Source organism: Pseudochrobactrum sp. Wa41.01b-1, assembly GCF_019464455.1.
GTDB lineage: Bacteria > Pseudomonadota > Alphaproteobacteria > Rhizobiales > Rhizobiaceae > Pseudochrobactrum > Pseudochrobactrum saccharolyticum.
Genome location: NZ_CP080493.1, coordinates 1,779,776 through 1,792,156, shown reverse-complemented (window position 1 = coordinate 1,792,156; position 12,381 = coordinate 1,779,776). Strand labels below are relative to the sequence as shown.

The window sequence follows — 12,381 nt, the reverse complement described above, 5'->3', positions numbered from 1 at the left end:
GGCGCATGACAGCGTGTGGAACAAGGGCATCTGGGGCTGGATGTTTTTCGATTGGGCGGCACAGCCGTTTTTTACCGTCGTCACCACTTTCATTTTTGGCCCTTATTTTATCTCGCGTATGTCGGCTGATCCGGTGGCAGGGCAGGCGGCATGGGGCTATGGGGTAGCTTTTGCCGGTATCATCATCGCAATCCTGTCTCCGGCACTGGGTTCTATTGCGGATAAAACCGGTGCAAGAAAACCGTGGATCGGTTTCTTTGCCATTATCAAAATCATCAGCCTGACTTTGCTGTGGTATGCCGAGCCGGGATCAAGCTATGTCTGGGTTCTGCTGGCCTTCATCTGTGCTTCTGTTGCCGCAGAGTTTTCTATTGTTTTCAACGATTCCATGATGCCGAGGTTGATCCCTGCCTCGCATATCGGGCGGGTCTCGAATTTTGCATGGGGGCTTGGCTATCTCGCCGGAATGATCGTGCTGATCTTTGTTGTCACCTGTCTGGCCGCATCACCGGAAACCGGCAAAACGCTGATCGGCATAGAACCACTCTGGCATCTGGATGCACTGAAGGGTGAGGATGCCCGTATCACGGGGCCGATTGCGGCGCTGTGGTATCTGATTTTCATTCTGCCGATGTTTATCTTCACGCCGGATCAGGAAAAGGGCATGGGGCTGAAAGCCGCCATTGGCGAAGGTCTGGCAGAGCTGAAAGAAACGCTGCATGAAGTGCGCAAAAAAGCGGCTCTGTTCCGTTTTCTGATCGCGCGGATGATCTATCAGGATGGTGTCAATGCATTGCTGGCGCTGGGCGGCGGTTTTGCTGCGGCCATGTTTGGCTGGTCAATCACCGAGATCGGTCTGTTCGGTATTATCCTCAATGTCGTGGCAATTTTCGGCTGCTGGTTTGCCAGCTATGTCGATAGCTGGTTCGGCTCCAAATGGGTGGTGGTGATATCGCTGGTGCTGTTGCTGATTGCCACCTTAGGCATCGTTTCCACAGGGCCGGATTACACGCTTTATGGTCTGGTGCATTTTCCGCCGGACAGTAATACAGGTCTGTTTTCCTCCGGCGGAGAAAAGGCCTATCTGGCTTTCGGGATGCTGATCGGCATTGCTTTCGGGCCGGTGCAGGCATCTTCCCGCTCGTGGTTTGCCCGTAGTGTCGAGCCGCATGAAGCAGGACGCTATTTCGGTATTTATGCGCTGGCCGGACGCGCAACCAGCTTTCTGGCGCCGTTTCTGGTGGCGAGTATGACAGCGGCTAGCGGCTCCCCACGTCTTGGTATTGCAGTGCTGGTACTGTTCTTCGTGGCTGGTTTATATCTGGCGATCAAGTCTCCTTATCCGGCTAAAAATCCAGTGTAACCCACATAAAAAAGGCGGCTGAAAAGCCGCCTTTTTTGTTCGGATATATAGCTTAGTGGCGGAAGTGGCGCATGCCGGTAAAGACCATGGCAATGCCTGCTGCATCAGCCGCTGCAATCACTTCATCATCGCGCATAGAACCACCCGGCTGAATAACCGCTGTGGCACCGGCCTCAACTGCCGAGATCAGACCGTCAGCAAACGGGAAGAACGCATCGGAAGCAACAACTGAGCCTTTGGTCAGTGGCTCGCCGCCGGCAACGGCTGCTGCATCTTCTGCCTTGCGTGCTGCAATACGGGAAGAGTCGATGCGGCTCATCTGACCTGCGCCAACGCCTACAGTTGCACCATCTTTAACATAGACAATCGCATTGGACTTAACGTGTTTGGCAACACGGAAGGCAAATTTCAGGTCAATCATTTCCTGTTCGGTTGGCGCGCGTTTGGTCACGACTTTAAGGTCGAGATCATCAACATTGCCATTGTCACGGTTCTGGATCAGCAGGCCACCGGCAACGGTTTTAGCAGCAATGCCCGGTGCGCGGACATCCGGCAGACCGCCGGTAACGAGCAAACGCAGGTTTTTCTTGGCGGCAACAATTGCCTGTGCTTCCGGCGTTGCATCCGGTGCGATAATCACTTCAGTGAAAATTTTGACGATTTCCTCAGCAGCTTCCGCATCCAGTGTACGGTTGAGAGCGACAATGCCGCCGAAGGCTGAAACTGTATCGCAGGCATAGGCCTTGAGATAAGCGTCTTTCAGCGATGCACCTTCAGCTACACCGCACGGATTGGCGTGCTTGATGATTGCAACAGCAGCGGTTTTCGCCGGATCAAATTCTGCGACCAGCTCATAAGCAGCATCGGTGTCATTGATATTGTTATAGGAAAGCTGCTTGCCCTGAAGCTGGGTGGCGGTGGCCACACCGGCGCGGGTTTCACCGGTCAGATAGAAGCCTGCCTGCTGGTGCGGGTTTTCACCATAGCGCATCACGGAATGCAGCTTACCGGCGAGTGCACGGTGCAGTGGTGCTTCTTCTTTTGTAGTTTCAGCAAACCAGCCGGAGATTGCAGCATCATAAGCAGCAGTACGGGCAAAAGCTTTACCGGCCATGCGCTGGCGGAAAGCATAAGGCAGGGAGCCGTTACCGTTTTCCAGCTCTGCAACCACGCTGTCATAATCGTTAGGATCGGTGACGATGGTCACATAGGCATGGTTCTTGGCCGAAGCGCGGATCATCGCAGGGCCGCCGATATCGATATTCTCAACGGTGGTGTCGTAGTCACCGCCCTGATAGCGCACTTCTTCAAACGGGTAGAGATTGATTACTACCAGATCAATGCCGATAATATTGTGGGCTTCCATCGCTGCAACATGTTCCGGATCATTGCGCACAGCGAGCAGGCCGCCGTGAACGCCCGGGTGCAATGTCTTGACGCGACCATCCATGATTTCAGGGAAATTGGTGATTTCCGAGACGTCGCGCACCGGAATACCGGCTGCTGCGATGGATTTGGCGGTACCGCCGGTGGACAGAAGCTCAACGCCCTTTGCGTGCAAAGCGCGGGCAAAGTCTACCAGACCGGTTTTATCCGATACGGAAAGCAGTGCGCGGCGCACAGGGAAAAGATCAGGAGCGGGAATATGTTTGGAGCTGACAGCCATGACGGTCTCTTTGTGCTTTATGTCGGGACAATGCGTCTGGACGGATCTGATTACCCGTCACATACATCAATCCGGTAAAGTGGGACAAAGGCGGCGTATCACAGGCGCGCGAGGAATCCTAGATTTTTATGACATTCATACATACTGACCAAGGCCGGTGCGGGTAAAGCGCCAGCTGACATGGTCACTCTCTGTCGCAGAGAAGGTCAATACGATCTGGCGCGAGCGCACAGGGCCGCGGAAACCGGCGAAGAAGATGGAATCTTCAAGCTGCGGCATGACATCGGCACAGGAAAAAGCCCAGCTGTCATCGTGATCGGCGGTCAGATGCACCACGCCGTCTTCATCCATGCGGATATAGACCTGCGGATGAATATGAAAGCGCACTGTCACCAGATCGGATTGCTGTTTGTTTTTACCGCTGCGCGTGGTTTTCAGATGCGACTTGATAAAACGGTCAACACCTTCAATCAGACTGCCATTATGAGAGAGCACAACCTGCCGCTCATGGGTATAACCAAACAGCCGCACATAACCGTCATGGCTGGCGACAAAACCCTGTTCGCCCATACCTTCCAGCCGTTGACGTCTGACGCTGGTCGGGCCTGCAATAATCGGCGTGCCGAGAACGCTCGAAATGCTGGAATTGAGGCTGAAGCGGCATGACGATGTGTCGTTGATCGTCGCCGTGGAATGGGCCGCTGTGGTGCGGCCAAGCGGGCGGAATTCCGGCGGGCCGTAACGGTCGATGCCGGAATTGACAATATAACGCTGGCGACCCGAGGACATTTCAAATGCCAGACAACCGGCATGGGCATCGCGTGATGCGGTGACCGGTGGCGGCAGACCCGTATCGGCAATGATTGTGGTCGAACCCATATGCAGACGCTCATAGCCGGAATGCGGCGCATGAGTGAGCGGCGCACCGTCTGTCTCGTCATGGCGCAACACGGAAATCAGACGCTCCGGCAAGGTAGGCCCCACGCCATTGAACAATGCCAGACTGCCATCCTGATGACGGAAGAAACGCAAAGCGGGCAACATCCGCTCAACGGTTTCAATCAGAGCTTTGGGCGGCGATTCATTGCCGTTGCTATAGGTCTGGCGCAGTGGCAGCAGATCGGCCAGCAATTCCAGAATAGCAGCAGGATTGCGCGAAATATGGCCGCCATCGGCCAGTATCTGCCGGTTCAGCTCATATTCAAGATGGCGGCGTGCCGAACGCGCCATGGATTGCGAGACCGGCAGTGCAAGACTGGCAAAAGCCAGCGCAATACGTGCACGTAATTTGTCTTCACCATCATCCATCACGCCTGTCATGGTGCGCAAATAGCGTACCTGCATCGCCAGCGAGCGCATGAATTTGCGATAGGTGGCGAGATCGGAGGTGGCAAGAATGATGTTGGAATGCTGGAGCCATGCGATAATGCGCTGCGCGGTAATTTCCGGCGACCAGGAAATGCCTTCAATGCGCTTGCCATGCATACGGATCCAGTCTTCGACCAGAGCGCGGGCATTGACCATAGCCAGTTCGGTTCCGGCAGCACGCATATTGCGAAGCCAGCCAAAGGAATGCAGCGAGGCTTCCCATGCATCTGTCGGTGGTTCAATGGCAAAAGGGGAGATGCCGCCGGTTTCCACCAGACGACCGGCCAACGCATAGCGGCCGTGATAAAATTCCTGTGCCAGCTGCGGATCGGCAACGCGCAAATCCGGCGGGGCAATCAGTACCCGTTCCGGTGTAAAGCCGGAAAAACGCCAGCGAAACATCGGCCCGCGCCGCACACGTCTGCTGAAACGTCGCCAGCCTTGGGCAACGGCCAGTGTCCACAGATGCGGGGTTTCGCTCAGCGCGACATTCACGGCAGGGTACTCCTTAGAGCATGTCGCATGGATAAATCCGGTGGCGATATGCTTCGTTATTCATGCGCTATGATCTATCATTCCACGGCAATAGTGAACTCTTTGTTAACCAAGAGCTGCGGAATGATGTGGATCGGCATGTTTTTTTAAGAAACAGATAAGTTATTGGCTGGTTTTCAGGCCGGACGACGGAAGCGTGCAGCAAAGAAACCGTCAAGACCGGCCATTTTCGGCTCATCATGAGGCAAATCAGCAGGCGTTGAACGCAGGAAGCCCTGATCTGTAATCAGCGGTTCCATGCCCTTCAGTTCTTGCACCTTGAATGGTTCGGATTTCAGCACGCCTTCTGCAAGAATTGCCTGCGCCATATCTTCACCTTCCTCGCGGTTAAGCGAGCAATTGGAGAAGACAATAATGCCGTCCGGTTTGACCAGAGAAATGGCATGACGAAGAAGTTTGGCCTGTACCTGTGCCAGCCGGACAATATCATCTGGTGTTTTTGTCCAGAGTACATCCGGATGGCGGCGCACTGTACCGGTGGATGAGCAAGGCGCATCGAGCAGAATAGCGTCAAACAACTCGTCTGTCTGATAATCGAGAATATTGGTCGCGATCAGTTCTGCGTCCAGCTGCAGACGGTCGAGATTGCTTTTCAGACGCTTGAGGCGGTTCTTATTAATATCAAATGCGGTGACTTTAGCTCCGGCCATAATCAGCTGGGCAGTTTTGCCGCCGGGTGCGGCGCAAAGATCGGCAACGCGTTTGCCTTTGATGTCACCGAGCAAAGTTGCAGGCAGGCTTGCTGCCGCATCCTGCACCCACCATTCGCCTTCCGCAAAACCTTCCAGCGAGGTGAGGGCGCCTTCAAAAGAACCAAGACGTACAGAACCATTTGGCAGCATTGCGCCGCCGAGTTTTTCAGCCCATTCTGCCGGATTGCTTTTAACCGTCAGATCAATGGAAGGCTCATAGGCCTGCATCGCCAGAATGGCTTCTGCCTGTTTCTTGCCATAGGTCTTGGACAGGCTTTCAATATACCATTCAGGGCCATTCGGAATTTTCAGTTCGATAGCGCGCTCTTTATTACGAGTGAGGCGGCGCAGCACGGCATTGACGAGACTGGCATATTTGCGGTTGCGCGGATCGATATTGGCTGAAGTGACAGCCAGATCAACGGCCGCATGATCCGGCACATCGAGATAGAGGATCTGTGCCGCACCGACATGGAGCAATTGCTGCAAGGCAGTCGCATTGGCTGGCAGCGGCCGGTCGAGCAGTTTGCACAGTGCCGTTTCAATGGTGTTGCGGTTGCGCAATGCGGTACCGAGAATGGCGCGTACCAGCGAGCGGTCGCGGTCATCCAGTTCCATATATTGCGGGTGACCGTGATGCGCATCCGTGAGGCCGTCCAGCGATGTGTTTTTGGCAACCACGGCATTGAGCAGTTTGGCAGCACACTGGCGCACATTCAGCCCCGGATGCTCTGCTTCAAGCTTTGCGCGATATTCGGCCTCGGACTGACCAAGATTATGATCCTGATTTTGACTCTGCTTATCAAACGGCTTTTTATCTGAGCGAAAGCCGGTGCGTTTAGCGGCAGGGTTTTTATCGTTCAAGACCACGGTCCTTTATAGGGTTTTTCCGGCTCATCATCCGGTGATGAACCACTCTGCGGCGTTTGCCCCCACGGATTATTCCGTGTCGGTGTGCTGCGCGGGCGGTTCTGTGATTGGTTATTTGTCGGGCTATATGCACCAGTCTGACGGTTCTGGAAACTATTATCTGCATAGTCGGACACAGAATGGATGCCCATTTCCTGCGCAATAGCTTGCAGAGCAGCAATACGGTGTGCCGTATCAGGGTGGGTGGAGAACAGATTATCCGCGCCGCGACCGCTCAAAGGATTGATAATAAACATATGCGCGGTTGCCGGATTATGCTCCGCCTCTTCATTCACAGTTTCATGGGCACCGCGCGCAATCTTGTTGAGAGCGGAGGCGAGCCATAGCGGATTACCGCAAATTTCCGCACCACGCCGGTCGGCCGCATATTCACGGGTACGGCTGACAGCCATCTGCACAATCATCGCCGCAAAAGGGGCAACAATCATCGCGATGATTGTGCCGATCATGCTCAGAGCATTGTTGTTTTCACGATTTCCACCAAAGAACATAGCAAAATTGCCGAGCATGGAAATCGCACCGGCAAGCGTCGCGGTGATTGTCATGGTCAGCGTGTCGCGGTTTTGCACATGCGCCAGTTCATGCGCCATCACCGCAGCAACTTCCTGCTTGTTCAGACGCTGCAACAGGCCGGTTGTGGCAGCAACAGCTGCATTTTCCGGATTGCGGCCGGTGGCAAAAGCATTGGGCTGATCTTCATTGATGACGTAGATTCTAGGTGTTGGCAGACCGGCGCGATCCGACAATTCACGGACGATGCGGTAATATTCCGGTGCAGTATTTTCATCCGCCTCCTGCGCATTATACATACGCAGCACCATCTTGTCGGAATTCCAGTAGCTGAAGAAATTCATGGCAACAGCTATCACCAGAGCAATCATCATGCCACCTGAGCCGCCGATCAGATAACCGATACTCATAAACATGGCTGTCATGAAGGCAATCAGCATGGCAGTGCGCATCATGTTCATTCAGTATCTCCGTTCCGGTTCGTCAATAAGGTCATTTTCATGTGATGATAAAATGGGGCTTGCGCACTATATCTTCAATAAGACACGGGCTATGATACCATCAGTACAAACAATTTTGATATATGCTGCAGACGGACAGGACAAAAACCATGGATAATGAAACACCATCAACGAATAATAATGTGGTTTCATTGGCAGATTATCAAAAATCAGATGCTCCTGCACCACGCAAAAAATTTGAAGACCTGCCGCCTGCCGCCCAGCGTGCTTTGCTGGAGGCTGAAGAGCGCCGCGCCGCAGAACAGCAGGCAGAAGCGGCAAAAGAAATCGGTGGTCGCGGTGGTAAAGATCCGGCGCGTTATGGCGACTGGGAAATCAAAGGTCGCACGATTGATTTTTAAAGGCAGATTTTTCCGGTTCTATGATTCACGTGAAATGGCGGGGAGGTGGGCATAATAGATGTCCCATTCATCCTCGCCGGTTTTGTGAAAGCCGTGTTTTTCATAAAATCGTGCAGCATCGCTTTTTTGTAAGACACTGAGCTTTATAATTTTCTTCACCTGTTCAGCTTCGGTAATCAGTTGCGCTAAAACAAGGCTCCCTAAGCCAATTCCCTGAAATTCCGGCGCTATATAAAAATGCTCCAGAAGCCAGTCACCTTCGTCAGGCCCCAGCGCAACACATCCGGCGAATTGGTTGCCTATCAAGATTAAGCGTGTGTGCTGCGGGCGGAAGCTGTTTTGAAAACGTTCAAACGCTCGCTGCGAGTCAAAACGGCCGATCCGTTCAAGGCTTTCCCGCATGGTGAGCAGGCGCAGCTCCAATAATCTGCTGAAATCTTCTGAACATGCGGGGCTGAAGTGAAAATGCATGATCCGGCCTCATTTGGTTGCAAAGCGGTATGATTATTGCCAGAGCATTGCTATCAGGAAAACAGGTTTTCAAATACGGGTTTGACAGATGAAAATTGCGGTTACCGGTGCAGGCGGGTTTATCGGGCGCAGGCTTGTCATGCATCTGCGTGAACAGGCGCATGAGGTGAGGATTATTGCTCGTCATGAGCTGAGTGAACCTGATTTTTCCGGCGTGGAATGTGTCATCCATTGTGCAGGCATTGCGCACAGAAGCGGAAGCAATGCTGCCTCTCCCGCAGAGATGGACGCGGTTAATCACCGGCTGGTTTTGGCTTTGGCTGAACAGGCACGCATGGCGGGCGTGAAGCGCTTCATCTTTGTTTCGACAATTAATGTGGTTGCGGGGCATCCGTCACCACTGACAACAGATTTGTCCTATCGCCCGCTGTCTGATTACGGGCATACAAAAGCACTGGCGGAGCAGGGGCTTTTGAAAATGCAGGGCATTGAGATCGGTATTGCACGACCTGCGCTGGTTTATGGTGCCGGTGCCCCCGGTAATCTGCGTCTGTTATTGAAGCTCTGCGACAGTGTTGTGCCTCTGCCCTTTGGCTGTGCCAATAATCAGCGCAGTTTTGTTTCTTGTAATAATGTGGTGCGGGCACTGGAATTTATGGCTCTGGCCGGTCAGGCACAAATTGACCGCCGGATTTTCCATCTGGCTGATCCGGTGTTGCTGTCGACAAAGCAGCTTGTCACAAAGTTGCGGCAGGCAATGGGCAAAGCGAACAGAATGGTACCAGTGCCACGCCCGCTGATGAAAGCAGGCCTGACACTCTTGGGTAAAAAAGCCATCTATGAGCAGCTTTTTGAAGATCTGATTATTGATGGCAGTGATCTGGAGGCCGTTGGTTTTACCTATCGTGACGGCCAGCCGGATATGGCCGCAATGGCCGATGCCTATATAAATAAAAAGGCCGGTTGAACCGGCCTTTTATTCTATCACTTACGGTTCTGACGCTTTTCGATCAGATCATCCACCACTGCCGGATCGGCCAGTGTTGATGTATCGCCGAGTGCACCAAAATCATCTTCCGCAATTTTGCGTAAGATTCGGCGCATGATCTTGCCCGAACGGGTCTTTGGCAGACCCGGTGCAAACTGGATCATATCCGGTGTTGCAATCGGTCCGATTTCACTGCGCACATGCTTGGTCAGTTCTTTGCGCAGCGCATCTTCATCATGCTCTGCTTCGCCGGTCATCAGCGTGACATAGCAATAGATGCCCTGACCCTTAATCGGATGCGGATAGCCGACAACGGCAGCTTCCGATACCGAGTGATGCGAAACCAGTGCCGATTCAATTTCCGCAGTGCCGAGACGGTGGCCGGAAATATTCAGCACGTCATCGACGCGGCCGGTAATCCAGTAATAACCGTCTTCATCACGGCGGCAGCCGTCACCGGTGAAATATTTGCCTTTATAGGTGGTGAAATAAGCCTCGATGAAGCGGCGGTGATCACCATAAAGAGTGCGCATCTGACCCGGCCATGAATCGGTTATGCAGAGATTGCCGTCAGCAGCGCCTTCGATCACAGCGCCTTCCGCGTCCACCAGCTGTGGCTTGATGCCGAAGAACGGACGGGTTGCCGAACCCGGTTTCAGATCGGTTGCACCTGGCAGCGGGGTAATCAGAATGCCGCCGGTTTCAGTCTGCCACCATGTATCAACAATCGGGCAGGTCTGATCGCCGACCACATTATAATACCATTCCCATGCTTCCGGATTGATCGGCTCACCGACCGAGCCGAGCAGGCGCAGGGATTTGCGGGAATTGCGGGTCACGAATTCATCACCGGCACCCATCAAAGCGCGGATTGCTGTTGGCGCAGTATAGAAAATATTGACCTGATGCTTGTCGACTACTTCCCAGAAACGTCCCTGATCAGGGAAGTTCGGCACGCCTTCAAACATCAGCGTAGTTGCGCCATTGGCGAGCGGGCCATAAACGATATAGGAGTGACCGGTGACCCAGCCCACATCCGCAGTACACCAGTAAATATCGCCTTCATGATAATCGAAGACATATTCATGGGTCATCGAGGCATAAACGAGGTAACCGCCGGTGGTGTGCAACACGCCTTTCGGCTTGCCGGTCGAGCCGGATGTATAAAGGATGAAGAGCGGGTCTTCAGCTTTCATCGGTTCCGGTTCGCAGACCGCATCGACGCTTGCAACTTCCTGATGATACCAGAGATCGCGGCCGCGACCCCAGTTGATCTTGCCGCCGGTACGGCGAACAACCAGAACCTTGTTTACAAACACATATTGTTTAGCGGCGATATCAATCGCGGTATCGGTATTTTCTTTCAGCGGAATAGGTTTGCCGCCGCGGATACCTTCATCCGATGTGATGACGAATGTGGATTCACAGTCAATAATACGACCGGCCAGCGCTTCCGGTGAAAAGCCTGCAAAGACGATGGAATGCACAGCGCCGATACGCGCACAAGCCAGCATCGCATAGGCTGCTTCCGGAATCATCGGCAGATAGATGGTAACGCGGTCGCCTTTGCGAACGCCGTGTTTTTTCATCACATTGGCAAGGCGGCAAACATTTTCATGCAGCTCGCGATAGGTGATTTTCTTGTCGATATAAGGGTTGTCGCCTTCCCAGATAATCGCGGTCTGATCGCCGCGCTTTTCGAGGTGACGGTCAATACAGTTGTAAGAGACATTGGTGACGCCGTCTTCATACCAGCGGATAGAGACGTTATCTTCGAAAGACGTATCTTTCACCTTGGTATAAGGTGTGAACCAGTCAATACGTTTGCCGTGTTTGCCCCAGAATGCGTCAGGGTCGCTGATGCTTTCATTATACCATGAAAGATAGGTGTCATTGTCGATCAGCGCGCGCGCTTTCGCCTCCGGCAAAATCGGATATTTCTTCTCGGACATAGTTCCTCCTCGCGCCGGCGGCCCTCCTTGCCGGCACATTGCATAAAAAACCGCACCATTGTTAATGCGTGCGGTTCGCATCGTAAATCAGGCAAAAAGTCTGATCTGCTCCCGTATTGGTGTCGGGGTGCCACACAGAGTTCCCTCATAGGGTTCAATGACGGCGTAATCCCTCCGGCACAATTGTCGGAATTGCGCCGGAGTTTATAATTGTTACAGGGTGAAGCAAGACAATTATTTGCGACAAGTTGTTGTACTGTAAGATTACAGTGAAAAACTGCACAGCCTGGAAAGAAGATTTGGTCAGGCTTTTGTTAAAGGCGGACGGCTGCCGAAAATTGCCGAGCCGACACGCACATAAGTCGCGCCGAAAGCAATGGCGGTCTCAAAATCACCCGACATACCCATCGATAATTCAGAGATGCCTGCTTCAGTCGCCAGCTTGCGTAGCAGGGCAAAATGCGGGCCCGGATTTTCATCAACCGGCGGAATGCACATCAGACCGGCAATCTCCAACCCGTGCACATCACGGCAACGGGCAACAAAGGCAACAGCTTCACGCGGATCAATACCCGCTTTCTGCTCTTCGCTGCCGGTATTAACCTGAACGAATAATTTAACAGCGCGGTTCTGCTTCCTGATTTCTCCGGCAAGACTTGCGGCAATCTTTTCGCGGTCAACCGTCTGAATCACATCGAACAAGGCTACAGCATCCGCCGCTTTGTTGGATTGCAGCGGGCCGATGAGATGAAGCTCGACGCCTGAGAATTTTTCACGCAGTTGCGGCCATTTGGCTTCAGCTTCCTGAACACGGTTTTCACCGAAAATACGTTGTCCCGCTTCCAGTGCAGGTGTGATTTCTGCGGCATCAAAGGTCTTGGAAACCGCAACCAACTGCACCGAACCTGCTGTCCGCTGCGCTTCATGTTCACTTTGCGCAATGGCCGTGCAAACTGCTTTGAGATTGTCAGCAAGGGGGCTGGCGGGTGCATTCATGGTATAAATCTCCTTTTTCTGCCGCTTC

The 12,381-nt window shown here is 53.2% G+C and carries 10 protein-coding genes; 3 read left to right on the top strand and 7 right to left on the bottom strand.

Features of this window, described 5'->3' with window-relative positions; translation table 11 throughout:
- Nucleotides 1–40: 40 nt before the first annotated feature.
- Nucleotides 41–1,363 (top strand): MFS transporter, encoded by a 1,323-nt coding sequence (locus K1X45_RS08375; RefSeq protein ID WP_220160432.1) that lies wholly within the window; start codon nt 41–43, stop codon nt 1,361–1,363.
- Between the two features lie 52 nt (nt 1,364–1,415).
- On the opposite strand, the gene purH is transcribed toward K1X45_RS08375, so the two are convergent.
- The 4 genes from purH to htpX all read right to left on the bottom strand — a co-directional run bounded on the left by purH (nt 1,416) and on the right by htpX (nt 7,545).
- Nucleotides 1,416–3,029, bottom strand: a complete 1,614-nt coding sequence (gene purH / locus K1X45_RS08370; RefSeq protein WP_220158553.1) for a bifunctional phosphoribosylaminoimidazolecarboxamide formyltransferase/IMP cyclohydrolase — start codon at nt 3,027–3,029, stop codon at nt 1,416–1,418.
- 135 nt (nt 3,030–3,164) lie between these two features.
- Nucleotides 3,165–4,892: a heparinase II/III family protein gene (locus K1X45_RS08365; protein ID WP_220158552.1), complete on the bottom strand. Its 1,728-nt coding sequence runs from the start codon at nt 4,890–4,892 to the stop codon at nt 3,165–3,167.
- 176 nt (nt 4,893–5,068) lie between these two features.
- Entirely contained in the window at nt 5,069–6,508 is a 1,440-nt protein-coding gene (locus tag K1X45_RS08360) for an RsmB/NOP family class I SAM-dependent RNA methyltransferase (RefSeq protein WP_220158551.1), read from the bottom strand.
- Complete coding sequence (htpX, locus tag K1X45_RS08355) at nt 6,505–7,545, bottom strand: zinc metalloprotease HtpX (RefSeq protein ID WP_220158550.1); 1,041 nt, start codon at nt 7,543–7,545, stop codon at nt 6,505–6,507. The genes K1X45_RS08360 and htpX overlap by 4 nt, the downstream gene beginning before the upstream one ends.
- Before the next feature lie 149 nt (nt 7,546–7,694).
- On the opposite strand from htpX, the gene K1X45_RS08350 reads away from it, so the two are divergent.
- On the top strand, nt 7,695–7,946 hold the full coding sequence (locus K1X45_RS08350) for a DUF1674 domain-containing protein (RefSeq protein ID WP_220158549.1): 252 nt from the start codon (nt 7,695–7,697) through the stop codon (nt 7,944–7,946).
- 18 nt (nt 7,947–7,964) lie between these two features.
- Here K1X45_RS08350 and K1X45_RS08345 read toward each other — a convergent pair whose 3' ends face one another.
- Complete coding sequence (locus tag K1X45_RS08345) at nt 7,965–8,417, bottom strand: GNAT family N-acetyltransferase (protein WP_220158548.1); 453 nt, start codon at nt 8,415–8,417, stop codon at nt 7,965–7,967.
- 88 nt (nt 8,418–8,505) lie between these two features.
- Between K1X45_RS08345 and K1X45_RS08340 the strand changes: the two genes are divergently transcribed.
- Nucleotides 8,506–9,384 carry an NAD-dependent epimerase/dehydratase family protein gene (locus tag K1X45_RS08340; protein WP_220158547.1) on the top strand — a complete coding sequence of 293 codons (879 nt, stop codon included), beginning with the start codon at nt 8,506–8,508 and terminating at the stop codon, nt 9,382–9,384.
- A 17-nt stretch (nt 9,385–9,401) separates the two neighbouring features.
- On the opposite strand, the gene acs is transcribed toward K1X45_RS08340, so the two are convergent.
- Entirely contained in the window at nt 9,402–11,357 is a 1,956-nt protein-coding gene (gene acs / locus K1X45_RS08335) for an acetate--CoA ligase (protein ID WP_022709886.1), read from the bottom strand.
- 303 nt (nt 11,358–11,660) lie between these two features.
- Complete coding sequence (locus K1X45_RS08330; protein WP_220158546.1) at nt 11,661–12,353, bottom strand: YggS family pyridoxal phosphate-dependent enzyme; 693 nt, start codon at nt 12,351–12,353, stop codon at nt 11,661–11,663.
- Between the last annotated feature and the right edge of the window lie 28 nt (nt 12,354–12,381).